This window comes from Vibrio sp. J2-4, from assembly GCF_021728155.1.
Lineage (GTDB): Bacteria > Pseudomonadota > Gammaproteobacteria > Enterobacterales > Vibrionaceae > Vibrio > Vibrio diabolicus.
Genome location: NZ_JAKKCN010000001.1, coordinates 292,950 through 317,825 on the forward strand (window position 1 = coordinate 292,950; position 24,876 = coordinate 317,825).

25 protein-coding genes are annotated in these 24,876 nt (G+C 44.1%); 13 read left to right on the forward strand and 12 right to left on the reverse strand.

Annotated elements, in window-relative coordinates; genetic code table 11:
• Window positions 1–191: 191 nt before the first annotated feature.
• From L3V32_RS01350 to yfcE, 6 genes are all read left to right on the forward strand, one after another.
• Window positions 192–926 carry a DUF1538 domain-containing protein gene (locus L3V32_RS01350; RefSeq protein WP_046874270.1) on the forward strand — a complete coding sequence of 245 codons (735 nt, stop codon included), beginning with the start codon at window positions 192–194 and terminating at the stop codon, window positions 924–926.
• Window positions 923–1,714, forward strand: coding sequence for a DUF1538 domain-containing protein (locus L3V32_RS01355; protein ID WP_005393079.1), 792 nt, complete (start codon window positions 923–925; stop codon window positions 1,712–1,714). The genes L3V32_RS01350 and L3V32_RS01355 overlap by 4 nt, the downstream gene beginning before the upstream one ends.
• A complete protein-coding gene (locus L3V32_RS01360) occupies window positions 1,704–2,054 on the forward strand; it encodes a P-II family nitrogen regulator (protein WP_005393077.1) in 351 nt (116 codons plus the stop codon). Before L3V32_RS01355 ends, L3V32_RS01360 begins: the two co-directional genes overlap by 11 nt.
• Window positions 2,051–2,458, forward strand: coding sequence for a CBS domain-containing protein (locus L3V32_RS01365; RefSeq protein ID WP_005393075.1), 408 nt, complete (start codon window positions 2,051–2,053; stop codon window positions 2,456–2,458). The genes L3V32_RS01360 and L3V32_RS01365 overlap by 4 nt, the downstream gene beginning before the upstream one ends.
• A 149-nt stretch (window positions 2,459–2,607) precedes the next feature.
• Window positions 2,608–2,817: a hypothetical protein gene (locus tag L3V32_RS01370; RefSeq protein ID WP_005393073.1), complete on the forward strand. Its 210-nt coding sequence runs from the start codon at window positions 2,608–2,610 to the stop codon at window positions 2,815–2,817.
• A gap of 64 nt (window positions 2,818–2,881) precedes the next feature.
• Complete coding sequence (gene yfcE / locus L3V32_RS01375; RefSeq protein WP_237283684.1) at window positions 2,882–3,427, forward strand: phosphodiesterase; 546 nt, start codon at window positions 2,882–2,884, stop codon at window positions 3,425–3,427.
• 39 nt (window positions 3,428–3,466) lie between these two features.
• On the opposite strand, the gene L3V32_RS01380 is transcribed toward yfcE, so the two are convergent.
• Genes L3V32_RS01380 through L3V32_RS01395 form a run of 4 tightly spaced genes read right to left on the reverse strand, consistent with a single transcriptional unit; the run spans window position 3,467 to window position 5,973 of the window.
• Window positions 3,467–3,745 (reverse strand): SelT/SelW/SelH family protein, encoded by a 279-nt coding sequence (locus L3V32_RS01380; protein ID WP_005382088.1) that lies wholly within the window; start codon window positions 3,743–3,745, stop codon window positions 3,467–3,469.
• Between the two features lie 21 nt (window positions 3,746–3,766).
• Window positions 3,767–4,522 (reverse strand): sulfite exporter TauE/SafE family protein, encoded by a 756-nt coding sequence (locus L3V32_RS01385; protein WP_005393069.1) that lies wholly within the window; start codon window positions 4,520–4,522, stop codon window positions 3,767–3,769.
• A gap of 46 nt (window positions 4,523–4,568) precedes the next feature.
• Window positions 4,569–5,084, reverse strand: coding sequence for a transmembrane regulator ToxS (gene toxS, locus L3V32_RS01390; protein WP_005393067.1), 516 nt, complete (start codon window positions 5,082–5,084; stop codon window positions 4,569–4,571).
• Window positions 5,085–5,094: 10 nt separating this feature from the next.
• Window positions 5,095–5,973, reverse strand: a complete 879-nt coding sequence (locus L3V32_RS01395) for a transcriptional regulator (RefSeq protein ID WP_005393065.1) — start codon at window positions 5,971–5,973, stop codon at window positions 5,095–5,097.
• Between the two features lie 271 nt (window positions 5,974–6,244).
• On the opposite strand from L3V32_RS01395, the gene htpG reads away from it, so the two are divergent.
• The 3 genes from htpG (at window position 6,245) to hemH (ending at window position 10,247) form a co-directional block, all read left to right on the forward strand.
• Window positions 6,245–8,149, forward strand: a complete 1,905-nt coding sequence (gene htpG / locus L3V32_RS01400) for a molecular chaperone HtpG (protein ID WP_005393063.1) — start codon at window positions 6,245–6,247, stop codon at window positions 8,147–8,149.
• 321 nt (window positions 8,150–8,470) lie between these two features.
• Complete coding sequence (adk, locus tag L3V32_RS01405; protein WP_005393061.1) at window positions 8,471–9,115, forward strand: adenylate kinase; 645 nt, start codon at window positions 8,471–8,473, stop codon at window positions 9,113–9,115.
• Between the two features lie 169 nt (window positions 9,116–9,284).
• The gene (gene hemH / locus L3V32_RS01410) at window positions 9,285–10,247 is read left to right on the forward strand and encodes a ferrochelatase (RefSeq protein WP_237283685.1); all 963 of its coding nucleotides are present in this window, start codon (window positions 9,285–9,287) and stop codon (window positions 10,245–10,247) included.
• Between the two features lie 43 nt (window positions 10,248–10,290).
• Here hemH and L3V32_RS01415 read toward each other — a convergent pair whose 3' ends face one another.
• The gene (locus tag L3V32_RS01415; protein WP_104969167.1) at window positions 10,291–11,679 is read right to left on the reverse strand and encodes a peptide MFS transporter; all 1,389 of its coding nucleotides are present in this window, start codon (window positions 11,677–11,679) and stop codon (window positions 10,291–10,293) included.
• A 334-nt stretch (window positions 11,680–12,013) separates the two neighbouring features.
• On the opposite strand from L3V32_RS01415, the gene rfaH reads away from it, so the two are divergent.
• The gene (gene rfaH, locus L3V32_RS01420) at window positions 12,014–12,514 is read left to right on the forward strand and encodes a transcription/translation regulatory transformer protein RfaH (RefSeq protein WP_005393056.1); all 501 of its coding nucleotides are present in this window, start codon (window positions 12,014–12,016) and stop codon (window positions 12,512–12,514) included.
• A 148-nt stretch (window positions 12,515–12,662) separates the two neighbouring features.
• Here the strand turns inward: rfaH and asnB are convergent, their stop codons facing one another.
• From asnB to nagA, 4 genes are all read right to left on the reverse strand, one after another.
• The gene (gene asnB, locus L3V32_RS01425; RefSeq protein ID WP_005393054.1) at window positions 12,663–14,327 is read right to left on the reverse strand and encodes an asparagine synthase B; all 1,665 of its coding nucleotides are present in this window, start codon (window positions 14,325–14,327) and stop codon (window positions 12,663–12,665) included.
• 230 nt (window positions 14,328–14,557) lie between these two features.
• A complete protein-coding gene (locus tag L3V32_RS01430) occupies window positions 14,558–16,147 on the reverse strand; it encodes a cation:proton antiporter family protein (protein ID WP_006742714.1) in 1,590 nt (529 codons plus the stop codon).
• A gap of 81 nt (window positions 16,148–16,228) precedes the next feature.
• On the reverse strand, window positions 16,229–17,443 hold the full coding sequence (locus L3V32_RS01435) for an ROK family protein (RefSeq protein WP_006742713.1): 1,215 nt from the start codon (window positions 17,441–17,443) through the stop codon (window positions 16,229–16,231).
• 2 nt (window positions 17,444–17,445) lie between these two features.
• Window positions 17,446–18,582: an N-acetylglucosamine-6-phosphate deacetylase gene (gene nagA / locus L3V32_RS01440; protein WP_237283686.1), complete on the reverse strand. Its 1,137-nt coding sequence runs from the start codon at window positions 18,580–18,582 to the stop codon at window positions 17,446–17,448.
• Between the two features lie 489 nt (window positions 18,583–19,071).
• Here nagA and nagE point away from each other — a divergent pair, with 489 nt between their 5' ends.
• Complete coding sequence (gene nagE, locus L3V32_RS01445) at window positions 19,072–20,565, forward strand: N-acetylglucosamine-specific PTS transporter subunit IIBC (RefSeq protein ID WP_167426807.1); 1,494 nt, start codon at window positions 19,072–19,074, stop codon at window positions 20,563–20,565.
• 276 nt (window positions 20,566–20,841) lie between these two features.
• On the forward strand, window positions 20,842–22,512 hold the full coding sequence (gene glnS, locus L3V32_RS01450; protein ID WP_237283687.1) for a glutamine--tRNA ligase: 1,671 nt from the start codon (window positions 20,842–20,844) through the stop codon (window positions 22,510–22,512).
• Between the two features lie 288 nt (window positions 22,513–22,800).
• On the opposite strand, the gene fcrX is transcribed toward glnS, so the two are convergent.
• Window positions 22,801–23,250: a ferric iron uptake transcriptional regulator FcrX gene (gene fcrX, locus L3V32_RS01455; RefSeq protein ID WP_005382141.1), complete on the reverse strand. Its 450-nt coding sequence runs from the start codon at window positions 23,248–23,250 to the stop codon at window positions 22,801–22,803.
• Window positions 23,251–23,450: 200 nt separating this feature from the next.
• On the opposite strand from fcrX, the gene L3V32_RS01460 reads away from it, so the two are divergent.
• The gene (locus tag L3V32_RS01460; RefSeq protein ID WP_047009532.1) at window positions 23,451–23,954 is read left to right on the forward strand and encodes a DUF4442 domain-containing protein; all 504 of its coding nucleotides are present in this window, start codon (window positions 23,451–23,453) and stop codon (window positions 23,952–23,954) included.
• A 50-nt stretch (window positions 23,955–24,004) separates the two neighbouring features.
• Here L3V32_RS01460 and fldA read toward each other — a convergent pair whose 3' ends face one another.
• Both fldA and L3V32_RS01470 read right to left on the reverse strand, forming a co-directional pair.
• Window positions 24,005–24,538 (reverse strand): flavodoxin FldA, encoded by a 534-nt coding sequence (fldA, locus tag L3V32_RS01465; protein ID WP_005393040.1) that lies wholly within the window; start codon window positions 24,536–24,538, stop codon window positions 24,005–24,007.
• A 48-nt stretch (window positions 24,539–24,586) separates the two neighbouring features.
• The gene (locus tag L3V32_RS01470) at window positions 24,587–24,808 is read right to left on the reverse strand and encodes a DUF2788 domain-containing protein (RefSeq protein WP_005393038.1); all 222 of its coding nucleotides are present in this window, start codon (window positions 24,806–24,808) and stop codon (window positions 24,587–24,589) included.
• Window positions 24,809–24,876: the final 68 nt, after the last annotated feature.

Sequence of the window (24,876 nt, forward strand, 5' to 3'; positions counted from 1 at the left end):
TCTCAACACTATTATTTCTAGGATAGTGGCAAGCCTGTAGCGAGGCTACTGACTTCACATATTGAAAAAATGTAACTAAATGTTATGCATGGCGCTAATTCGTTCACGGTAGGAGAACTAAATCTATGCCAGACTAAAAACATCGCTACCGGAACAAGCGTAATCAGTTTGCACCATCAAGGAGGATAGGTATGGAAGCATTTGTTGCTCTTTTTCGAGCGCTCCTTAATAGTGCTCGCGATCTGCTACCCATCGTTGTTGTTATCACTTTTTTTCAATTAGTTGTTTTGCAAGAGCCACTTCCTAATCTCATCTCCATTCTTTTTGGCTTATTGCTTGTAGTTTTAGGGTTAACGTTTTTTATTTTTGGTCTAGAGCTTGGTCTTTTTCCTATCGGAGAGAGTATGGCTCAAGCCTTTGCAAAAAAAGGCAGCGTATTCTGGTTGTTAGTTTTTGCGTTTTGTCTAGGCTTTGGCACCACGATCGCCGAGCCTGCATTAACGGCCGTAGCAGAAGAAGCATCAGAAGTTGCGGCAGAAGGAGGGATGATCACAAACTCAGAGCAATCCATGCAGGATTATGGACAAGGGCTACGAGTAACGGTGGCTCTTTCTGTGGGGATCGCCATCGTTATTGGCGTTCTGCGCATCTTAAAAGGGTGGCCAATTCATTACATGATCATCGGCGGCTACGTCGGCGTTGTAGTCCTGACGTGGTTTGCACCGGAAGCCATTATTGGCGTTGCTTATGATTCTGGAGGTGTGACGACGTCGACTATCACCGTGCCTTTGGTCACTGCACTAGGGGTTGGTTTAGCATCGGCGATTAAAGGGCGCAACCCCATGGTGGATGGTTTTGGTTTGATCGCTTTTGCCTCGCTGCTACCGATGATGTTTGTGATGGTTTACGGAATGGTCGTAACATGATTTCAATTGAACATTTCCTAGACACTTTATTATCGACCGTTCGAGATGTCATTCCCATCGCCAGCATTATTTTTGGTTTTCAGTTAGCGGTGTTAAGGCGTCCAGTTAACAACCTTAAGAGGGTTTTGCTCGGGTTTGTTTATGTGATTCTTGGGCTCGCTCTTTTTTTGCTCGGATTAGAAATGGCTCTGTTTCCGCTCGGAGAGACCATGGCCGTGCAGCTGACAGCGCCGGAATTTTTACAAGAGTTTAAAGTCTCTGTGGGAAAAGCCTTAGTGTGGGTCGACTACTATTGGGTGTATACCTTCGCCTTTTTTATCGGTTTTAGTACCACGATTGCTGAGCCTTCTCTAATCGCTGTAGCGATAAAAGCAAACCAAGTTTCTGGTGGCAGTATCAGTATTAACGGCTTACGCGTGGCTGTTGCATTTGGGGTGGCCATTGGCATCGCGCTAGGGAGCTATCGGATTGTTGTCGGTGACCCTATTCACTATTACATCATCGCGGGTTACATCGTGGTTGTGATTCAAACGTTTTATGCGCCAAAGCTTATTGTTCCGCTCGCCTACGATTCTGGAGGCGTCACGACTTCTACTGTCACTGTTCCGCTTGTAACCGCACTAGGGCTGGGGCTTGCTTCTACCGTCCCAGGAAGAAACCCAATGATTGATGGCTTTGGCTTGATCGCTTTTGCCAGTCTGTTTCCTATGATCTCTGTGATGGGCTATGCGCAAATAACCCAATGGCTGAATAAAGATGTCTCGGAGGACGAAGAAAATGCGCTTTAAATTGATACTTGCGTTTGTTGAAGACAGCAAAACAGACAAGGTACTGGACGCTGCTCGCGAAGCTGGCGCGACTGGTGCGACAGTGATTAATAACGCTCGTGGACAAGGCTTAAATCAAAAGCGAACGTTTTTTGGCTTAACGCTGGAAGTACAAAAAGATGTGCTGCTGTTTGTCGTTGAGGAGCACCTTTCTCGACACATATTAGAAACCATCAATGAAGTTGGTGAGTTCGACCGAGAGTCGGGGCAGGGCATTGCTATTCAGATCGATATTGAGGATGCAGTCGGTGTCGCGCATCAAGTAGAGACGTTGACCAAAGTGGTCGAGGATGAGTTATGAGCAGTCAAACGATAATTAGAGTTCGAGATGTAATGGCGGCTACTTATGTCATGGTTGATGGGCTAATGACAGTTTATGAAGGCATAACGTTGGCTAAAAAATACCAAGTCAAAGCGCTGGTGGTGAAAAAGCGAGATGACAACGATGAATATGGCATCGTCTTGATGAATGATATTGCCAAAAAGGTGCTGGCGAATAATCGCTCTCCACAGCGCACGAATATTTATGAAATCATGACCAAGCCCGCTTTGTGTGTCGACCCTGATATGAATGTGAAATATTGTGCGCGCCTATTTGAACGATTTGGCATTAGCCGAGCTCCGGTCATTGAAGATGGGGAGGTCATTGGCATGGTGAGTTATAACAATATTGTCATCAATGGCATGGTGCGAGAAGAAGTGTAATGGGTTGATATAAATGAAAAATCAACGCATTTTTTCTCAAGTCAGCGACTGTTACAAAGAACTAAAATATTTAATATATGTTAGGTTGCATATGTGTTAGTTCACCATTATTCTTTGCGCCCTAAGTCTATTGTCGAGGAATTTGTATCATGCCTTTAGTCTCTTGCCCTGTGTGTGAGAAACAAATCTCAAAGCGCGCTCACGCATGTCCAGGATGCGGAGAGCCAGACCCGCTGCACCACCTAGCTAAGTCAAAATTTATGTCGATGGTGTTTTGGATACTGGTGTTGGTTGGAACTGCGTATGCCGCATGGTTCTATATTTTGCCTATGGTCATTGAATCATTGCGTTATCAGTAGTCGTTGGTTGAGCTGTCATAAAAATGCCGTAGAATGACCTCGTACTTTGTGAGGAGACGATGTCGTGGAACTATTTTTTGCCTCAGATCTGCATGGCTCTTTGCCAGCAACTAAAGAAACTATTGAGCTATTTTTAGCCTCTGGTGCGGAGCACCTGATTTTGTTGGGGGATACGCTAAACCACGGGCCAAGAAACCCGATTCCAGAAGGTTACAACCCACCGCAGGTGGCGGAGCTACTGAACCAATACAGTGATCAAATTATTTCTGTGCGTGGTAACTGCGATAGTGAAGTGGACCAAATGCTATTGAAGTTTCCAATGATGATGGATTACTCGTGGGTGCTACTTGAATCTGGTAAGAGAATCTTTTTGACTCATGGTCACTTGTACAACTCTGAAAAACGGCCGCCACTGCGTGAAGGTGATATCATCGCCCACGGTCATACGCATGTTCCTGTCGCAGAGATGCAAGATGGGGTCATTATTTTTAACCCAGGCTCGATGACATTTCCACGTAATGGTTTACCAAGAAGCTTTGGTACTTTAGAAGACAATACGCTAACGGTAAAAACGCCAGAAGGCGAAGTCTTAGCACAAACCATGATTTAACGGTTTTACTAAGTAAAAATATAGGGAGCGAATTGCTCCCTATTTTGTGTCTGAATGTCCTAAATCGCGTTCTGGGTCGATAATGTCTCTTACGCGCTGTTTTAGCACCTTTGCTTCAGGAAAGCCGCTGTCTTTTTTCCGTTCCCAAATTTGCTGGCCATTGCAGAAAATTTCGAAGCGACCACCCGTATCTGGGTGTAAGCTGATCGTTTCTATTTCTTCGCTAAAAGTATGCAGTAGTTCTTGCGATAGCCAAGTTGAACGCAACATCCAGTTGCATTGGCGGCAGTAATAAATATCAATGATTGCTTTATCCATGAAACTTTCCTTTTAATCGGTTTAAACTAGCAACTTGATGCCCACGGCAAACGTGAGAATTTCGAATGCAATTTTAATCACTCGGTTGCTGTATCGAGTCGCGGCCCATGCGCCTAAACTGCCGCCTAGAAATGAGCTTAACAATAAAACAGGCAACCAAGCCCAATGTATCGGAGCGCCAGCTTGGACGACGGCAATGCCTCCAATGCCATTCCAAAACAACCCGACGCAAATCATGGTGTAAGCAACGGCTTGTTTATAGTTATACCCAAACCAGCGCACTAAAAATAGTGTCACGAGCAGACCAGAACCTGCGGTCAGCGACCCGTTGATGATACCGATGAGCATTAGTCCGACACCGCCGATGACCCAACCGATTGGGTGACGGTTACGTATTATTTCTTCTTGGCCTAACGATTTCTTAAACCGTGAATAGATGCCGAGCGCGAGAATCATGCTCCCTAGCATTTTTTCCGCCATACCATCAGGTATTTGGACAATTAGGTTCGCCCCTAAGACTACGCCAATGCTGCCAGAGACTATAAGGTAGAGCGCTATCTTCCATTTAATTGTGCCTGCTTTTAAGTGTGTGCTTGCTGCCCCTAAGCCTAAAGCGACGGAAGCCACTTTATGTGTCCCCAGTGCAACCGAGAATGGCAAGCCGAGAAAGATGAGCAAAGGGAATTGAAGTAAGCCTGCACCGCCGCCAGAAAGCGAAGCCAGAGTATTGGCGATAAGTGAGCCGAAAAAGAGGGTGAGGGTATCTAGCCAATCCATAAGCAAAATAAAGGGGGCGTCTTGCCCCCTTATTATCAAATCAAAGTTAGTTTTTAAACAGCACCGAAGAACCGTGGTTCAAGCTAGTGAGCAATAGCGTTTTTTCGTTCACGACATCAATACGGCGACTTTGCTCGGCATCAAGCTTAAAGATTTGAGTGATCAAACGTAGCTGTGCTTCGGAGAAGTCTTTTGATTGAGAAGATGAAATATCTTTAAACTCAGAAGGCGAAACCAACAAATAGTTGTCACTGACTTCCCAGCGCCCTTTTTCCGAGATATTAATCGTGGATTCTGCCGTTGAACCTTGAGCGAATAGTTTGATATTTGCTACGCGAATATAGTCTCCATTAGGGAGATATTTCACATTTGATTCAACATTAACACGACGCAGTGGGCCGACAGGATCGTCAGGCAAGCTGTCTGTAATGACCGTCACCATGGTTGACTGCCACTCATTGGCAGTGAGGACCTGTTCCACTTTTAGGTCGCTACCCCAATATAACCAACCACTGAAAAGAACGGATACGGCCAAAACCGCAGATGCTAATTTTATCTTCATTCTGGCCTCCTTATTTACAGATATCGGTTGGGTCATTTTGACCAGCGAAAATACGCAATGTCACGTTCTCATATGAATGTTGACTGTCATGAATGTAGTTCAGAATCAGCTGATTGTTCTGGCCACCTGTAGCAATCACTTCTACCGGCATTGAATCTTCTGCATGGTATTTTACGTAGCGTTCAATGCACTGCTCAATGGACGGCAACCAACTATTGATTTGCGGGTGGTTCACTGGCGTCATCACAGGTACATTTTGATACTCACCAATCTGACGGAATTGGGATTCTGCAGGATTGGTGAATAGCAATACACAAATAGGAAGCAGTAGAGACAAAAGAACGATCATACGCGGCAGCCAGTTATTAGTGTTAGCTGCTGGTTTTGGCTGTGCCTTAGGTAGTTCTACTTGAGGCTCTACTTCAGTCGTGGTGTCTGCCGCCGCTTCTGTTGACGGCGCGTCACTTGTTTCTATTTCCGCAGCGTGCGCTTCATTTTCAGAAGTGGCTTCTTCAACGTCAGTATTAGAGTCAGCAGATAATGGGCTTAAGCGTTCCACTGAACAAATGAGTTGATAACCGCGTTTAGGAACCGTTTTAACAAACTCTGGAGATTTTGTTGAGTCCTTCAACATCTTACGCAGAGTAGAGATCGCTTGAGTCAGGCTTGAGTCATCCACCTCAAAACCTTGCTCACGCCAAACAAACTCGTGAAGCTCGTTACGGGTTAAAACTTCGTTTGGTCTCTCTGCCAACATCAGAAGTATACGGCTTTCGTTGCTTCCTAATCGTACAACGTCGTTGCCGTTTTGTTGGTCAGCGAGCGAATTACTATTTGGATCAAAGGTGAACCTTTGAGCAAGTAGAAATTTGGTGCCGATGTTAGTCATTTAGTTCTTCTTAGATGGATGATGTTGTAATTATAGTGATTTATGTCACAAAATTACCGAAGCGCATGGAGTGCGCACGACATTTTAGATGCTTTTAGGCTGGTAGGATAATTAAATTTTTCTAAAAAAACACCGTTTTTAGCAATATTGACCTTGAATTTACATTTGTCAGCCACATGTTAAATGACATCTCAGTAAGGTAATTTCAAGGGGAAAGTCACAAACTTATCTCCATGAAAAAGCCAATTAGTTTAGATGTTATGGAGCACACATGAGCGAAACCGTATCTCAAAACAAAGAAACTCGTGGTTTTCAATCAGAAGTAAAACAACTACTGCATTTAATGATCCATTCTCTTTATTCAAATAAAGAGATCTTTTTGCGCGAGCTGATTTCTAACGCATCAGATGCATCGGACAAGCTGCGCTTCCAAGCGCTATCTAACCCAGACTTATATGAAGGTAATGCAGACCTTTGCGTGAAACTGTCGTTTGATGAAAGCGCAAATACCTTAACCATTTCTGATAACGGTATCGGTATGAGCCGCGATGATGTGATCGAGCACCTAGGTACGATCGCAAAATCCGGGACCGCGGAGTTTTTCTCAAAGCTGTCTGAAGAGCAGAGCAAAGACTCTCAGCTTATTGGTCAGTTTGGTGTTGGTTTCTACTCGGCGTTTATCGTTGCTGATGCCGTCACCGTACGCACTCGTGCTGCGGGCCTAGCCGCTGATGAAGCAGTACAATGGCACTCAGCCGGTGAAGGTGAGTACACCATCGAAAACATCACTAAAGAATCGCGTGGTACTGACATCATTCTTCATATGCGTGAAGAAGGTAAAGAATTCCTAAATGAATGGCGTCTACGTGATGTGATCAGCAAGTACTCGGATCACATTGGCATCCCAGTTTCCATCCAAACTGTTGTTCGCGATGACGAAGGCAAAGAAACGGATGAGAAGAAGTGGGAGCAAATCAACAAAGCTCAAGCTCTGTGGACGCGTAATAAATCGGATATCTCAGATGAAGAGTATCAAGAGTTCTACAAGCACGTATCACATGACTTTGCTGATCCATTGGTTTGGAGCCATAACCGTGTAGAAGGTAAAAACGATTACACGAGCTTGCTTTACATCCCATCTAAAGCGCCATGGGATATGATGAACCGCGACCACAAATCAGGTTTGAAACTATACGTACAACGCGTGTTCATTATGGACGATGCAGAGCAGTTCATGCCGTCTTACCTACGTTTTGTACGTGGTTTAATAGACTCCAATGATCTGCCACTCAACGTATCGCGTGAGATCTTACAAGACAACAAAGTGACTCAGTCTCTACGTAATGCTTGTACTAAGCGTGTGCTAACGATGCTAGAGCGCATGGCTAAGAATGATGAAGAGAAATACCAATCATTCTGGAAAGAGTTTGGCCTTGTGATGAAAGAGGGTCCGGCAGAAGACTTCGCAAACAAAGAGAAAGTTGCAGGCCTATTGCGCTTTGCTTCAACTGAAGTGGATTCTGCGGAGCAAACCGTGGGTCTAGCTGCTTACGTTGAGCGCATGAAAGAAGGTCAAGATAAAATCTACTACTTGACGGCAGACAGCTATGCAGCTGCGAAAAACAGCCCTCACTTAGAGCAGTTCAAAGCGAAAGGCATTGAAGTTATCTTGATGTACGACCGCATTGATGAGTGGCTGATGAACTACTTAACGGAGTTTGACGGCAAGCAGTTCCAGTCAATCACAAAAGCTGGGCTCGATCTAAGTCAGTTTGAAGATGAAGCAGAAAAAGAGAAGCAGAAAGAAACTGAAGAAGAGTTTAAGTCGGTTGTAGAACGCACGAAGTCTTACCTAGGCGATCGTGTGAAAGAAGTTCGTACGACCTTTAAACTCGCGTCTACACCTGCTGTTGTGGTAACGGACGATTACGAAATGGGCACTCAAATGGCGAAGCTTCTTGCAGCGGCGGGTCAGGCAGTGCCAGAAGTGAAGTACATCTTTGAGCTAAACCCTGAGCACGAGCTGGTTAAGCGCATGGCTGACGAAGCGGATGAAGAGGCATTTGGTCGTTGGGTAGAAGTCCTGCTTGGTCAAGCAATGCTTGCAGAGCGAGGCTCAATTGAGGACCCAACTGAGTTCTTAGGAGCTGTTAATAAACTTTTGACTAAGGTGTAATAACCTCAGTACATCAAAAAGCTCGCATTTCGCGAGCTTTTTGTTTGTTGTCGCAAAATTTTGCATCTCAGGTGTTGAGTTAATAATCAATAGGGCGTGAAAGAGGGTATCGTTAACATTCTTTAGTCTTAATACACTCTTTGCGCGGCGAACCTGTGATAGAATCTGCGACTTGAATGTGAGTAATAAGGCGTGTATTTTTGCTCGCCTATATACGTTATACCGAAACTTATCGTTGCGAGTGCTTCTCGGGTTTGATGTCTAAGAAGCCCAGCTATTGTGAGCTTCGGTATAAATCTTAAATATTAAAGAGGATAAATCATGCGCATCATTCTTCTAGGTGCTCCAGGTGCAGGTAAAGGCACACAAGCAAACTTCATCATGGAAAAATACGGTATTCCACAAATCTCTACTGGTGATATGCTTCGTGCTGCTATCAAAGCAGGTACAGAGCTTGGTAAACAAGCTAAAGCTGTTATCGACGCTGGTCAGCTAGTTTCTGATGAAATCATCCTTGGACTTATCAAAGAGCGTATCGCTCAAGAAGACTGTGCGAACGGTTTCCTACTGGATGGTTTCCCACGTACTATTCCTCAAGCTGACGGCCTAAAAGAAATGGGCGTTGATGTAGACTACGTTATCGAATTTGACGTTGCAGATGATGTGATTGTTGAGCGTATGGCAGGTCGTCGTGCTCACCTTCCTTCTGGTCGTACTTACCACGTTGTTTACAACCCACCTAAAGTGGAAGGTAAAGATGACGTAACTGGTGAAGATCTTGTTGTTCGTGATGACGACAAAGAAGAAACAGTACGTGCACGTCTAGGTGTTTACCACGAGCAAACTGCACCACTAATCAACTACTACGGTAAAGAAGCTGAAGCAGGCAACACTAAGTACCTTAAGTTTGATGGTACTAAGCAAGTAGCTGAAGTTAGTGCAGATATCGAGAAAGCACTCTCTTAATTTGCTGAAGTCAAAAAATTAATATTTTGATATATTGAAAGCGACCCAAGTGGTCGCTTTTTTTAGTTTACTCGTAAACATATATCTAAATGACTTCAAGTGTCAGCGATGCAGCGCCGTGAGGCTATTTAAGTATATGAACCAAGCCGTTTACCATGAATAGGATGTTATGAAAGAGAATAATAAACAGGGTGTACTCCTAGTGAACCTGGGTACTCCTGACGCACCAACCGCTCCTGCCGTAAAGCGCTTTTTAAGTCAGTTTCTTCATGATCACCGAGTGGTAGACATGACTCGATGGCTTTGGTGTCCGCTATTGCACGGCGTTATCCTTCCAATCCGAGCTCCCAAGGTTGCTAAACTCTACCAATCAGTTTGGATGGAAGAGGGCTCGCCACTGATGGTGTACTCTAAGCGTCAAACAGAAAAGTTGGCTCAAAAGCTTGATATGCCAGTCGAACTTGGCATGACTTATGGAAATCCAAGTTTGCAATCAGGTTTTGAAGCGCTGTTGGCCCAAGGGGTAGAGGAAGTCATCGTTTTACCTTTGTATCCGCAATACTCGGGCACAACAACGGCAGCGGTTTCTGACGGAATCACTAAAGCGTTTAAAAACCTGCCCGTGATGCCGGGCTTTAGCTTTATTCGGGATTACTACAATCACCCGAAATACATTGAAGCGTTAGCGCATTCAGTTCGTGAACATTGGCAAGAGTATGGTAAGGGAGACTACTTGCTATGTTCTTATCACGGTATTCCAAAACGTTACGCTGATAATGGAGATGTTTACCCTCAGCACTGTGAAGAGACGACTCGCTTACTCGCTGAAGCGTTAGGGTTAAACGAGCAACAGATAGGTATGACGTATCAGTCTCGATTTGGCCGAGAAGAGTGGTTACAGCCCTATACCGATAAAACTCTAGAGGCACTTCCTGCAAAAGAGGTAAAAAATATCAATGTAGTGACACCAGCATTCTCTTCGGATTGTTTAGAAACGTTGGAAGAGATCTCGGAAGAGTGTAAAGAGATCTTCCTTGAAGCAGGTGGAGAAAGCTTTACCTACATTCCTTGTTTGAACGATAGTGAGCTTCATATAGAAATGATGGCTGAGTTAGTTTACTCTAAGCTTTAGGTACAAAAAAGGGTCGCAAAAGCGACCCTTTTTTGTAGAGCGATTAAGCGACTTGTACTTGCTGCTCTTCGACTTGTTCTGCTGTGCTGTGAGTATTCTCTGCACCATGCATCCAGCGAACGAGCGTATTCGAGAACAGAAGTAGGATGACACCACTTACTGTAGCGCTGACTGCAATGCCACTAAAGATAGCCATTGCGCCCAACTCTCCTACGTGAGATCCCACATAGCCCGCAACGTAGTTTGCAATCGCATTACAGCCAAACCATGCACCCATCATGAGTGAAGCTAAGCGAAGCGGTGCTAACTTGGTTACCAGTGAAAGACCAATTGGAGATAAACACAGTTCGCCCAAGGTGTGGAAGAAGAAAGCACCCACCAGCCACAACATTGATGTTTTTACCGTTGTGTCTCCACCTTGTTCTAGCACAGCGCCAACCATACATAGGAAGCCAATTGCCAAGAAAAATAGTGCCATCGCAAATTTCACTGGCGACGTAGGTTCGCGTTTACCCAGTTTTACCCAAAGGACCGCCAGAACTGGTGCTAGGGTAATAATGAAAAATGGGTTTAGCGATTGGAACCACGCAGCAGGTACTTCAAAGCCACCAATCATACGATCAGTATATTGTTGAGTGTAGATGTTCATTAGGCCACCGGCCTGCTCAAAGCCAGCCCAGAAGACGATAGTGAATAAGCTCATGACCAAAATTACTTTTAGTCGGTTTACTTCTTCTTTCGTGAGTGGCTGCTTCGTGGTGGCGTTTTTGTTGTTTAGATCTCGTTTCGCCGCCGGTTCGCGGCCAATATCACCAAGCCATGATTGAGCCAGTACCATTTGCATCACTAGGCTAACCAGCATACCCACACCAGCGGCCACAAAGCCTGCTTTCCAACCGTAAGAGGTTGTCACAGAGCCAGAAACGACGCCGGCGAGTAATGCACCTAAGTTGATACCCATATAAAAGATAGTGAATGCGCCGTCACGACGGTTGTCACCCTCTTTATATAAATCGCCAACCATGGTTGAGATATTCGGCTTAAAGAGGCCGTTACCAGTGATAAGCAGACCAAGACCTAAATAGAAACTGTGTAGCGAACCAATACCCAGAGCGTCAGCAGGAAGTGCGAGTGTAAACTGGCCGATAGCCATTAACGCGCCACCAAGCAAAATTGAACGGCGTTGACCTAGATAGTTATCCGCTAAGTAACCTCCGATGAGAGGTGTGATATACACAAGACCAGTATAAATACCGTATAGGTCTAGTGCGTCTTTGGTTGACCAGCCAAGGCCGCCATTCATCGTTGTATCTGTAAGGTAAAGTACTAGAATGGCGCGCATTGCGTAGTAAGAAAAGCGTTCCCACAGTTCAGTACCGAACAATAAGAACAAGCCACGAGGATGGCCGAAATATTGATGTTGGTTTGACATAAGCTCTTCTAATAATAGTTATTACATTTTTTAACGACTTCTACGTATACATTGCAATTTAATGAGTGACAAACAATAAAATTTTGAATTACGACTAAAGTTGTTTGTTAAGTGACTGTTTTTGGGTGAATTTGCAGATGATATGATGGTGTGTTGGCTGTGTTACAAACTTAATTTCCATTTTTGTCTATGGACTTCTTCTCGTAAGCTCTTGAAAAGATGCTGTTAATGCGAGCGATGTATAATCATACTTTTATAGATAAACTGAATGTCAATGACTCAACTTGGGCTTAATGCTAGGATAAAAACAAAATAGAATTGGCTAGTAAAAAAGATGAAACGTTGGTATCTACTTTATTGTAAACGTGGGGAGCAGGTTAGGGCGAAACAGCACCTTGAAAACCAAGGTGTAGAGTGCTTTTATCCAACTGTAGAAGTTGAGAAGATTTTGCGCGGGAAAAGACAAAAAGTCGAAGAGCCGCTGTTTCCTTGTTATGTGTTTGCTTACTTTGATTATGAACAGGGACCTAACTTCACCTCAGTCCGCTCCACTCGAGGGGTTGTTGATTTTGTGCGTTTTGGTGCTCAACCGAAAGAAGTCCAAGGTGACTTAGTCTTTGAATTGATGCAGCTAGAAAAATGCTGTAATGAAAATACCGCTTCTGAGTGTATGCCAAAACCAGGTGATCAAATCCGAGTTAAGAGCGGTCAGTTTGCTGGTATAGATGCTATCTTCCAAGAGCAAGATGGTGAGAAACGCTCAATCATGTTAGTGCAGATGATTACTAAACGAGTGCCTGTCAGTATTGATAACAGCGATTTAGACTTGAAATAGCTAATGTGTACAAACAAAAAAAGAGGTGCTTTGGCACCTCTTTTTTAATCTTGCTGGTAATCACCAGCAGTGGGACGCTGTTTAGCGAGCTTAGCAAAACAACGATGGTTACCGATTAGGAGTAGGGCATGGCACCCTACTTAGTCGCTTAGTAAGCGTCGTTATGGACGGTTTGCACCGCACGACCTGACGGGTCTACACAGTTTTGGAATGACTCATCCCATTCAATCGCTTTCGCTGATGAACAAGCTACTGAAGGACCACCTGGCACACACTCAGCCGCTGAAGGTAGTGGGAAGAGCTCTTCAAAGATTTCTCGGTACACGTAACCTTCTTTTGTGGTTGGCGTGTTGTATGGGAAGCGGTATTGAGCCGTTTCCATCTGCTGATCCGTCACTTTTTGCTCTGCGACTTCTTTCAACGTATCAATCCAGCTGTAACCTACGCCATCAGAGAACTGTTCTTTTTGACGCCATGCGATCGACTCTGGCAAGTAATGCTCAAAACACTCGCGTAGAATGTGTTTTTCCATTTTGCCGTTGCCACACATCTTATCTGCTGGGTTTAGGCGCATTGCAACGTCGATAAACTCTTTATCAAGGAACGGTACTCGGCCTTCAACCCCCCATGCCGCTAGCGATTTGTTTGCGCGCGCGCAGTCAAACATGTTCAGAGCAAGCAGCTTACGTACTGTTTCTTCGTGGAACTCTTTCGCGTTTGGTGCTTTGTGGAAGTACAGGTAGCCGCCAAAGATTTCGTCAGCGCCCTCACCAGAAAGTACCATCTTAATGCCCATCGCTTTGATCTTGCGACCCATTAAGAACATAGGCGTGGATGCGCGAATGGTGGTCACATCGTACGTTTCGATGTGGTAAATCACGTCGCGAATCGCGTCGAGACCTTCTTGAATTGTATAAGTCATTTCATGGTGAACGGTACCGATTTGGTCGGCAACTTCGCGAGCGGCTTTCAGGTCAGGCGCGCCTTCTAGGCCAACAGCGAAAGAGTGCAGTTGTGGCCACCAAGCTTCTGACTTTTCATCGTCTTCAATTCGCATTGCAGCAAAACGTTTAGCCACAGCAGAGGTGATGGATGAATCTAAACCACCTGATAGTAAAACACCATATGGAACATCCGTCATTAGTTGGCGTTTAACCGCTGCTTCTAGTGCTTCAGTCAGTTCTTCTTTGCTGGTGGTGTTACCTTGAACGGCAGCGTATTCGTTCCAGTCACGAACATAGTAACGCGTTGGCTCGGCATCTTTTGAGCTGTAGTAGCTACCAGGAGGGAACTCGCTCACTGTTTTACATACTGGAACAAGTGCCTTCATCTCTGATGCAACATAGTAGTTGCCATGCTCATCATGACCTTGATAAAGAGGGATAATGCCAATGTGGTCGCGACCGACTAAGTATTCGTCTTTTTCTTCATCGTACAGAACAAAAGCGAAAATACCGTTTAGTTCTTCAAGGAGATCTGCACCCATATCTTGGTACAGTGCAAGAATGACCTCACAGTCTGAATCGGTTTGAAACTCGTATTTTCCTTCGTAACGAGCACGAATTTCTTTATGGTTGTAGATTTCACCATTGACTGCAAGGATGAGCTTTTTATCAGGGCTGTATAGCGGTTGTGCACCACTATTTAGACCAACAATCGCCAAGCGCTCATGCGCTAAAATAGCGCGCTCTGAAGAGTAAATCCCAGACCAGTCAGGGCCACGATGACGAAGTTTTTTCGACATTTCTAATGCGATAGGGCGCAATGCGGCTGCATCGCTTTTAATGTCTAAAATGCCAAATACTGAACACATACTACATCCTTACTAAACTAAATAATTTCTAATCGGTATGGCTTCAATTTGCCATTACTAGTAAAAAAAGCAACGTTTTGTGATTATAAAAATGATAAAAAGCCTTGTTGTGTAAATATTATTTAATTTAATGGCTGGTTTGGTGAATGGAATCAAGGTTTGGTATAAAAATCATACAAAAAAGCCTTTCTATTGATAGAAAGGCTTTTAAAAAATATTAGTATGGTTGCTTATTTTATTGGTGTGAACTGAGGTTCAAGTTGTTTACACACATGTCGAGCAAAACCGCTACCTGCTTCACTGTATATATTGAATGCGGCGTCAACTCCGCTTTCCAGCAAACCTTCCAACTGATCTGGGTACTCGGCGATAGCAGCTATTTGCCCTTTATATTTTCTGCGTTTAAGCTGCTCAAGTGCGGTTTGGTTACCTTGATGATGAGGCATGGCAAGCAGCACCAGTTTGACATGACCTGTATCTAAAATTCGTTCCCAAAAATCTGGGTCTGTGGCATCGCCAGCGATCACGTTTCTTCCCTCTGAACGGTGCTGATGTGCTGCATCTTCACGAATTTCTATGCCTAGTGAAATTTTGCCATAGCGCGCACGTAATTCATCATAGGCCCCAGTCCCGATGCGCCCCATGCCTAAGATCAATACCTGGGCATGCCCAGGGTTAATGAGTTGGTCACGCTGGTTAAGCTTTTCTGCGGCTGTCTCTTGCAGCCACTTGCCGGAGTGTTGATAAATTTTGTGGCTAAGGCGGTTAAGTGGCGCAGAAATAATAAAGGACACAGACACCGCAACCGCAATCGCAGCGAGCATATCGCTTGGCATCCAGCCCATTTTATAGGCCAACCCTGCGACTATAAGGCCAAACTCACTGTAGTTGAACAGCGATAAAGAGGCGAGCAAAGAGGTACGTACTCGAAACTTAAAGTGATTAATCGTGACGAAGTACAAGAGCCCTTTTATTGGCAGCAGTAAGATAAATAGTAGGGCGAGTACGACACCATTGACGCTCAATGAAGCGGACAAGCCAATGTTTAAAAAGAAGCAGACTAAGAACAGCTCCTTCATATTGAATAGCGATTTGGATAGCTCTGAAGCTTTAGGGTGGCCTGCGAGCAACATGCCTAAAATCAGCGCGCCCAAGTCTGGTTTCATACCGACCAGTTCGAATAGCCCTGCCCCAACAACAAGCGCGAAGAAAATACCGAACAGCACCAGCATTTCGCCGTGGCCAACTTTATCTAACAGCTTATAGAATAGCGGACGAAGGAAAGGCAATGCGAACAAACCAATGGCATACCATTCTGGGACTTTGCCAGTTGAAGCAGTCAGGAATACCACGGCAAAAATATCTTGCATAACCAAGATACCGATCGCGAGTGTGCCGTAGGTAGCGTTCATTTCCCCTTTTTCTTGCAATGCTTTTACGGCAAAAACGGTACTGGAGAACGATAGTGCAAAAGCTAAAAGTAGGATTTGACCGCTATCCATACTGGCGAGCGAAGTTAAGCCCAGTAGTTTTAAACCTGATAGCGCTAGTGCAAAAAAAGCGGTAGACAGTATGTTGTGGGCGGTCGCTCCTCCCCATATTTCTTTGGACAGTAGCGTTTTGACATCAAGCTTGAGTCCGATCGTGAATAGAAGAAGAGTGACACCAAGATCTGCAAGAGTGACGATAACGTCATTGCTTTGATAGCCAAATGCATGCAAACCAAATCCTGCCAGTAGAAAACCAACGAGGGGAGGGAGGCTACATTTAAGCGCAATAAAGCCAGCTAAAAAAGCTGTTGTAATTAGAATAATTTCCATACTGTTGAGCTGTATTCCTGATATACAAAAACGGGCTGTGAAAACACAGCCCGAGATTGTAACTCAATTAGTTGTATAAACTTAGTCTTCAAGTAACTTTTGTAACAAAACTCCGTTTAGCATTGCGCGTTTAATCATCGCAAATGCGCCCATCGTTGGCTGCTTATCAATGTGTGAAGCCACGATAGGAAGGTCGTTATGGAAAGTTTTGAGAGATTGATTTTCGACATTACGTTGAATTGCAGGGAAGACAATATCTTGTGCGGCAGTAATGTCGCCCGCAATGACAATTTTCTGAGGGTTAAACAAGTTAACGGTAATTGCAATCGCTTTACCTAACTGGTTACCCACTCGCACTAAACTCTGCTTTGCAAGTTCGTCACCATCCATTGCATGCTGACACACAGCTTCAATCGTGATGTTTTCAAGGTCAGTCAAGCTTGACTCATAGCCTTGAGCAATCAATTGTTTTACTCGTTGGATAATAGCTGGGTTCGCTGCTACGGTTTCTAAGCAACCAAAGTTCCCACATTGGCACTGTTCACCAAGCGGATCGATTTGGATATGACCAATTTCACCGACGTTGCGGTTAAAGCCAAGAAAAACCTGGCCGTTAACGATAATACCTGCGCCAGTACCGCGGTGAACGCTAACTAAAATGGAGTCCTGACAGTCTTGGCTTGCCCCAAAGTAGTGCTCCGCTAACGCCATGCCACGTACGTCATTCCCAACAAAGCATGCGGTATTAAACTTCTCCCCAACAATTTCACCCAGCGCCAGATTATCGATATCGGTATTTGGCATGTACTCAACTACGCCTGTTGTTGGGTTAACAAGGCCCGGTAGCGTAATACCAATTGCGATGAGCTGATCAATTTTGTCTTCGCAACGGTTAACGAAGTCTTTAAGTAAATCGATAAGCCCAGCGATCAAGTCTGCTTGGTTGGTGTAATGCAGTTCGTGCTGATCTTCCGCAAGTGCAGTGCCACCTAAATCGTACAAACAAAATTGTACGTAATCTCGACCTAAACGAACCGCAATAGAGTGGAAGGGTTTGACTTCGGTGGTCAGAGAGATTGCACGACGACCACCAGTTGAAGCTTGCTGGGCGACCTCTTTAATAAGGCCGCGCTCTAAAAGTTGGCGGGTTATTTTGGTAACACTAGCAGGTGCGAGCTGGCTCACATCTGCGACTTGAATACGGGAGATAGGACCTTGCTGATCAATCAGCCTATATACCGCAGCGCTGTTAAGCTGTTTTACTAAATCTACATTACCAATCTGTCCGCCATTCATGCTTAATTTTGCTCGTATTGTCCGTTAACAACCGTCGCTTTTACTTTGAAGTCACGATCGAAAATGGTCAGGTTTGCAACCATCCCTTTTCGAACTCGGCCAAGGCGATCCTCAACACCAATTGCAGTTGCTGGGTATAACGTGGCCATTCGTAGAGCTTCGTCTAAAGCGATCCCCGCGTGCTCAACTGAATTCTGAACTGCTTCTATCATTGTCAAAGCTGAGCCGCCTAGTGTGCCATTTTCATCAACACACTTACCATCTCGGTAATATACTTTCTTACCGACAAAAATAAAGTGATCAATGTTAGCACCTGCTGGAGCTGTGGCATCCGTCACCAAAACAAGCTTGTCACCTTTGATTTTATGAGCAATTCGGATGTTTGCGTAGTCTACGTGGAAACCATCGGCAATAATGCCAGCATAAACGTCAGGCGTATCGTAAATTGCACCAACAACTCCAGGTTCACGACCAACCATTGGTGTCATCGCGTTAAATAGGTGTGTGGCAAAAGTAATACCTGCTTCAAAGCCTTTACGCGCTTCGGCGTAGGTCGCATTTGTATGACCAATAGAAACTACGATGCCGGCTGTTTTTAATCGTGCAATATGTTCTGGATCGTTTTGCTCTGGTGCAAGCGTTACTTTAGCGATGATATCGGCGTTTGCGCAGATAAGATCAATCATGCTTTCATCTGACGGGCGAATAAAATCGACGTTGTGGATACCTTTTTTCGCGACGTTAAGATAAGGACCTTCTAGGTGTAGACCAAGTGATTGGTTTTGATATTGGTTGTGGTATTCACGAGCGGCAGAAATTGCAGTTCGCATATCTTCGTCTGATGAAGTAATGAGCGTTGGTAAGAAGCTAGTACAGCCGGACTTGAGGTTTGCTTCGTGCATGATTTGCATGGTTTCCGGTGTGATTGCATCGTTTAGCATTACACCGCCACAGCCATTCAGTTGCAGGTCGAGAAAGCCCGGACTTAGGTTTGCGCCTGCGAGGTCTTTCACTTCGATGCCCTGAGGTAGCTCTGCAGCCGGTACAATAGATTGAATAAGGTCGTTTTCGATGATGACCGCATGATCGGTAAGAACATCACTACCGGTATAAATTTTACAGTTACTTAGCGCGTACATAGTCAGCTAGTCCTTATAGATGAGAATTCAATTTCTATATCGTTACCTAAGTGGAGACTGCTTTAGTCATATGGGTACTTAGTTTGTATCACTGAATTAGATAACGAGTCACATACAGCAAGTCGCGTTTTATCGATGTTATTGTCATAGTAACTAACTGAAAAGTAATAATTGTATGGTTTTTTATGATTCTTTTTCAGAGCAAAGTTACAGTGATTTACCCGCCTAGATACCAAAATAACACTGATTCTGCCTTGCATAAAGTGCGAGAATATTATCTTTAAAACGCCATTTTTTCGTATAATAAAATAAGTTTTATGATCTCGCTAGCAAAAACCTTCCGAAAGGGCAAATTGTGGTGATTATGATCACAAACGGTGAGCTTTTAATTTGCGGAGCAAAATTAATGTCATAAACTGAGGATGACTAAATTGGACGACTGAAATAAGTCATTCAACATAACATCTAATCCTATAGGGGGAACTTAAGGTGAATATTCTCGGATACTTCCAGAAGGTGGGTAAGGCGCTTATGGTGCCGGTTGCCACACTTCCTGCAGCAGCAATACTCATGGGTATTGGCTACTGGATCGACCCAAATGGCTGGGGCGCAAACAGTGCACTTGCTGCATTTCTTATTAAAGCTGGTGCAGCGATCATTGACAACATGTCAGTATTGTTCGCTGTTGGTGTTGCTTACGGAATGTCTAAAGACAAAGATGGCGCCGCTGCACTTTCAGGTTTCGTGGGCTTCTTAGTTGTCACAACGCTTTTGGCCCCTGGTGCAGTATCACAAATTCAAGGCATTGACCCAAGTGAAGTACCTGCTGCATTTGGTAAAATCAATAACCAGTTCGTAGGTATCTTGGTTGGTATTGTTTCTGCTGAGTTGTACAACCGTTTTTCTCACGTAGAGCTGCACAAAGCACTGGCGTTTTTCTCTGGTAAGCGTCTTGTACCTATCCTAACGTCTTTTGCCGGTATCGTTATTGCGTTCATCCTGATGTACGTTTGGCCATCAGTATACGGTGGTCTGGTAAGTTTTGGCGAAAGCATTCAAGGTATGGGTGAAGCAGGTGCAGGTGTTTACGCATTCTTCAACCGTCTTCTAATTCCTGTTGGTCTGCACCATGCACTAAACTCAGTGTTCTGGTTTGATGTTGCTGGTATCAATGACATTCCAAACTTCCTTGGCGGTGCGAAATCATTAGCTGAAGGCACGGCAACGGTAGGTGTTACGGGGATGTACCAAGCGGGCTTCTTCCCAATCATGATGTTTGGTTTACCAGGCGCTGCTCTAGCGATGTACCATACTGCGAAATCAAAGAATAAAGAGAAAGTGGCATCTATCATGATTGCGGCTGCGTTTGCTTCATTCTTTACAGGTGTAACAGAACCACTTGAATTTGCATTCATGTTCCTTGCTCCAGGACTGTACGTTCTTCACGCAGCGATGACTGGTCTATCAGTTTATATCGCGGCATCAATGCAGTGGATTGCAGGTTTCGGTTTCTCTGCTGGTTTAGTCGACTTAGTATTGTCGACTCGTAACCCGCTAGCGGTAAACTGGTACATGCTCATTGTACAAGGTCTTGGTTTCTTTGCGGTTTACTACTTCGTGTTCCGTACCGTGATTGTTAAGTTTGGCCTTAAAACACCGGGACGTGAAGATGATGAAGAATCTTCATCTAACGTGGCTGGATCAAGCAATTCTTCAGAGCTTGCTCGTCAGTACTTGAAGGCACTTGGCGGTCATGACAACCTAAGTTCTATCGATGCCTGTATTACTCGTTTGCGCCTTTCTGTGAAAGATATGAGCGTTATCAATGAGAAAACTCTGAAAGATCTTGGAGCTATGGGAGTTGTGAAGCTAGGTACAAACAACCTACAAGTTATTCTTGGTCCACTAGCAGAGATTGTTGCTGGTGAGATGAAGAATGTATCTAAAGATGAAGACTTAAGTGGTGTTCAGCTACCAGCTTAACTGTTTAATAGTGGTGTGATTGTTTGTTATTGGTATTGCAAACAATTGATACTACAACATCGCAAAAGGCCTCCGCAGGAGGCCTTTTTTCGTTTAGGCCCTTTGAATCTGCTTTGCTTTCACGCTAACTCGATAAATATTGTCGTTTTAGAGCGAGTTCTTGTTGTCTAATTGCTTAGAATTGTGGATCATTAGGAACAATGTACTCTGTGAAACCATACTTGGATGCAGGGTTCCGTTTTCTCTGACAATACTAATATTTTTGAGGTGCTATAGATGAGTGAAGCTGATGCTCGTCCATCAAACTTTATTCGCCAGATCATTGATAAAGATCTAGCGGATGGTAAACACACTAGCGTGCATACTCGATTCCCGCCGGAGCCAAATGGCTACCTGCATATCGGTCATGCTAAGTCTATCTGTTTGAACTTCGGTATTGCTCAGGACTACCAGGGTCAATGTAATCTACGTTTCGACGATACGAACCCTGAAAAAGAAGACATCGAATACGTTGAGTCTATCAAGAAAGATGTAAACTGGTTGGGCTTTGAGTGGAGTGGTGAAGTATGTTACTCATCAAACTACTTCGATAAGCTTTACGAATATGCAATTGAATTGATTAACAAAGGCTTAGCGTATGTAGATGAGCTAAGTCCAGAGCAGATTCGTGAATACCGTGGCACGCTAAAGGCGCCAGGTAAACCAAGCCCATACCGTGACCGTTCTGTTGAAGAGAACTTAGCGTTATTTGAAAAAATGCGCGCTGGTGAATTTGAAGAAGGTAAAGCGTGTCTTCGTGCCAAGATTGACATGGGTTCTTCATTCATGGTTATGCGCGATCCAGTTTTATACCGTGTGCGTTTTGCTACGCACCACCAAACTGGTGATAAGTGGTGCATTTACCCAATGTACGACTTCACGCACTGTATCTCTGATGCATTAGAAGGCATTACACACTCTATCTGTACGCTTGAGTTTATGGATAACCGTCGTCTGTACGACTGGGTTCTGGACAACATCACGATCGAAAGCCGTCCGCATCAATACGAGTTCAGTCGCTTAAACCTTGAGTACACAGTGATGTCTAAGCGTAAGCTTAATCAACTCGTCACTGAAAAACTGGTTAACGGTTGGGATGACCCACGTATGCCAACAGTCTCTGGTCTGCGTCGTCGTGGCTTCACGCCAGCATCTATCCGTGAATTCTGTAAGCGTATTGGTGTAACGAAGCAAGAAAATATGATCGAGTTTAGCTCATTAGAATCTTGTATTCGTGATGACCTAAACGAGAACGCTCCGCGTGCAATGGCTGTGCTGGATCCTGTTAAAGTTGTTATCGAAAACTTTGAAGAAGGTGCAGTAGTAAACTTGACGGTTGCTAATCACCCAAACAAACCAGAGATGGGTGTGCGTGAAGTACCATTCACTCGTGAGTTGTGGATTGAGCGTGAAGACTTCCGTGAAGAGGCGAACAAAAAGTACAAGCGTTTAGTGCTAGGTAAAGAAGTTCGCTTACGTGGTGCTTACGTGATCAAAGCAGAGCGCGTTGAAAAAGATGCCGAAGGCAACATCACGACTATCTTCTGTTCTTACGATGCAGACACACTAGGTAAGAACCCGGCTGATGGCCGTAAAGTAAAAGGTGTGATTCATTGGGTATCAGCTGATAAAGCATTACCAGCGGAAATCCGTCTGTACGATCGTCTATTTACGGTTCCAAACCCGGGTGCAGCAGAAGACTTTGCTTCTACAATCAACCCTGAATCATTAGTTGTGATCAATGGTTTTGTAGAGCCTAGCTTAGCGTCAGCAGAAGCAGAAAAAGGCTACCAGTTTGAGCGTATGGGTTACTTTTGCGCAGACTCGAAAGATTCTTCAGCAGATAAACTAGTATTCAACCGCACGGTTGGCCTACGTGATACTTGGGCAAAAATTGAGAACCAATAATCTCGATTAATGCAAAAATCGATAAAAATGCCAGCAAATGCTGGCATTTTTTTATTCTCATTATCGTAATGCGGCGGTTATAGGTAGTGTAGGGAGTTGCTTAAGAACGAGGGACGTTTGATAAATGTTCGGTTTGAAAAAAAACAATGATGTTTATTAAGGTTTGAATTGGTAAGTCTAATCGACGCTTTACAAAAGTTGGTACGGCAATTCAGCTATTGAAAGATATCGCCCTCAGAAACAAAAAACGCCAGCATGAGCTGACGTTTATTTTAAATCAACAAACCGTTATTTTTTTGGTTTGTGTGCATCTGGATTGTCTTTACAACCACCATCACTGCACTTGCCGTACAAGTATAAGCTGTGGTTTGTTAGCGTGACATTGTACTTAGCTGCAATCTCTTTTTGACGTTCTTCAATAAGATCGTCAGAAAATTCAATTACCTCACCACAGTCTAGGCACACTAGATGGTCGTGGTGATGTTGAGTCGATAATTCGAAGACTGACTTACCACCTTCAAAGTGGTGACGAGTTACAATACCAGCATCATCGAATTGGTTTAGAACTCGGTAAACAGTTGCTAGGCCAATCTCTTCACCTAGATCAATCAACTTTTTGTACAAATCTTCAGCACTGATGTGCTGGCAGTCTGGCTGCTGAAGTACTTCTAGAATTTTTAGCCTTGGAAGGGTTACTTTTAAACCCGCATCCTTCAGCGCCTGATTATTATCTGACATATACTTTCCCGTTGGATCATCTGCAGCGATTTAACAGAATTCAATCTTCCTACCATTATAGGATAAGCGCTCAGAACATTAAACCACGAACTTCAAAGGGTTAATAGAATCTTTTTGTAAATTAGAAACAGGTCGATTATATTACAGGTCTGACCAGTTACAATTATGTAACATTGAGCTTGGAGAGGGCACGGACTGCGATGAATAAGCGACTTGCGAAGATATACAAACCAGGAATTGTAAAATTCGCACTCAATATTTGGCCACCTTTTTGGGGCGCTGGTATTAAAATCTTACATATTTCTGAAGACTTTCGTACCGTGAAGGTGCGTTTGAAGCTTCGCTGGTGGAATAAAAACGCCAATCGTACTCAGTATGGTGGCAGTATTTTCTCTTTAACTGATCCCATTTACTCGTTGATGCTGATGGGGATTCTACGCGAGGAGTATTACGTGTGGGATAAAGAGGCGAGTATTAACTTTATTAAGCCAGGGCAAAGTGATTTATATGCAGAATTCGAAGTTACTGAAGGGATGCTAGAAAACATTTATCAAATGACACGGAATGGAGAAAAGTGTTTTCCTGAATTTATTACCCATGTAAAAGATAAGCAGGGGAATGTGGTTTCAGAGGTTCAACGCAAGCTTTATGTAAGAAAGAAACCTCAGTATCGCGAAGAGGAAGTGCTCACCGATGCTTTGTGAAAATATACAAAAAGACCTCCAATCGGAGGTCTTTGTATAATTCGATTTATTTAGCCTTCAAGCTCAGCTAAACACATTTCTTCGTAAATCTGTTTAACCCAGTTCTCAACACGTTCGTCAGTCAGTTCCGGTTGACGGTCTTCATCGATACATAGACCTACGAATTGGCTGTCGTCGCCTTCAACAAGTGCTTTAGACGCTTCAAATTCGTAGCCTTCTGTTGAAGTATGGCCAAGAATTGTGCCACCTTTAGACTCAACGATATCACGTACTGTGCCCATCGCGTCACAGAAGTACTCTGCGTAGTCCTCTTGGTCGCCACAGCCAAAGATAGCCACTAGCTTAGTAGAGAAGTCGATTTGCTCAAGTTCAGGGAAGAAATCATCCCAATCACATTGTGCTTCGCCGTAGTACCAAGTTGGGATACCTAGAAGAAGAAGATCGAAGTTATCAATGTCTTCTTTGCTGCTTTTCGCGATGTCTTGAACGTGAACTAGATGCTTACCTAGTTGCTTTTGAATCATCTTTGCAACGGCTTCAGTATTACCTGTGTCGCTACCGAAGAAGATACCTACACTTGCCATAGAGTCTATACCTTTACATTGTTTGTTATTGGCGATGGTACTAAGGGTTTAACCTAACCCAGAGCCTTCCCAAGTTAGCTGAATTACACCTTTTGCAATAAAGCCAGCACAGCCTAGGAAAAGGACTAACCACACAATACGACGACCAAAAACAGGTACATTGCCTTGCTTTAGCACATCTTTTATCGCCATCCCGATGAAAAAGAAGATAGCAGCAAAAAGAAGATCGAGCCCAATAGACTCGAGCATATCCATATAGTCGTAAAGCATTTTAGCCCTTCATGCCGAAAAATCTTGGGCGCACTATACCACTGTTAAACGGTAAAGTTAATGCACTA

Coding starts and splice junctions, on each gene's coding strand:
- L3V32_RS01350 (WP_046874270.1), top strand. CDS start 192: ATGGAAGCATTTGTTGCTCTTTTTCGAGCGCTCCTTAATAGTGCTCGC.
- L3V32_RS01355 (WP_005393079.1), top strand. CDS start 923: ATGATTTCAATTGAACATTTCCTAGACACTTTATTATCGACCGTTCGA.
- L3V32_RS01360 (WP_005393077.1), top strand. CDS start 1,704: ATGCGCTTTAAATTGATACTTGCGTTTGTTGAAGACAGCAAAACAGAC.
- L3V32_RS01365 (WP_005393075.1), top strand. CDS start 2,051: ATGAGCAGTCAAACGATAATTAGAGTTCGAGATGTAATGGCGGCTACT.
- L3V32_RS01370 (WP_005393073.1), top strand. CDS start 2,608: ATGCCTTTAGTCTCTTGCCCTGTGTGTGAGAAACAAATCTCAAAGCGC.
- L3V32_RS01380 (WP_005382088.1), bottom strand. CDS start 3,745: ATGGATAAAGCAATCATTGATATTTATTACTGCCGCCAATGCAACTGG.
- L3V32_RS01385 (WP_005393069.1), bottom strand. CDS start 4,522: ATGGATTGGCTAGATACCCTCACCCTCTTTTTCGGCTCACTTATCGCC.
- toxS (WP_005393067.1), bottom strand. CDS start 5,084: ATGAAGATAAAATTAGCATCTGCGGTTTTGGCCGTATCCGTTCTTTTC.
- L3V32_RS01395 (WP_005393065.1), bottom strand. CDS start 5,973: ATGACTAACATCGGCACCAAATTTCTACTTGCTCAAAGGTTCACCTTT.
- htpG (WP_005393063.1), top strand. CDS start 6,245: ATGAGCGAAACCGTATCTCAAAACAAAGAAACTCGTGGTTTTCAATCA.
- adk (WP_005393061.1), top strand. CDS start 8,471: ATGCGCATCATTCTTCTAGGTGCTCCAGGTGCAGGTAAAGGCACACAA.
- hemH (WP_237283685.1), top strand. CDS start 9,285: ATGAAAGAGAATAATAAACAGGGTGTACTCCTAGTGAACCTGGGTACT.
- L3V32_RS01415 (WP_104969167.1), bottom strand. CDS start 11,679: ATGTCAAACCAACATCAATATTTCGGCCATCCTCGTGGCTTGTTCTTA.
- rfaH (WP_005393056.1), top strand. CDS start 12,014: ATGAAACGTTGGTATCTACTTTATTGTAAACGTGGGGAGCAGGTTAGG.
- asnB (WP_005393054.1), bottom strand. CDS start 14,327: ATGTGTTCAGTATTTGGCATTTTAGACATTAAAAGCGATGCAGCCGCA.
- L3V32_RS01430 (WP_006742714.1), bottom strand. CDS start 16,147: ATGGAAATTATTCTAATTACAACAGCTTTTTTAGCTGGCTTTATTGCG.
- L3V32_RS01435 (WP_006742713.1), bottom strand. CDS start 17,443: ATGAATGGCGGACAGATTGGTAATGTAGATTTAGTAAAACAGCTTAAC.
- nagA (WP_237283686.1), bottom strand. CDS start 18,582: ATGTACGCGCTAAGTAACTGTAAAATTTATACCGGTAGTGATGTTCTT.
- glnS (WP_237283687.1), top strand. CDS start 20,842: ATGAGTGAAGCTGATGCTCGTCCATCAAACTTTATTCGCCAGATCATT.
- fcrX (WP_005382141.1), bottom strand. CDS start 23,250: ATGTCAGATAATAATCAGGCGCTGAAGGATGCGGGTTTAAAAGTAACC.
- L3V32_RS01460 (WP_047009532.1), top strand. CDS start 23,451: ATGAATAAGCGACTTGCGAAGATATACAAACCAGGAATTGTAAAATTC.
- fldA (WP_005393040.1), bottom strand. CDS start 24,538: ATGGCAAGTGTAGGTATCTTCTTCGGTAGCGACACAGGTAATACTGAA.
- L3V32_RS01470 (WP_005393038.1), bottom strand. CDS start 24,808: ATGCTTTACGACTATATGGATATGCTCGAGTCTATTGGGCTCGATCTT.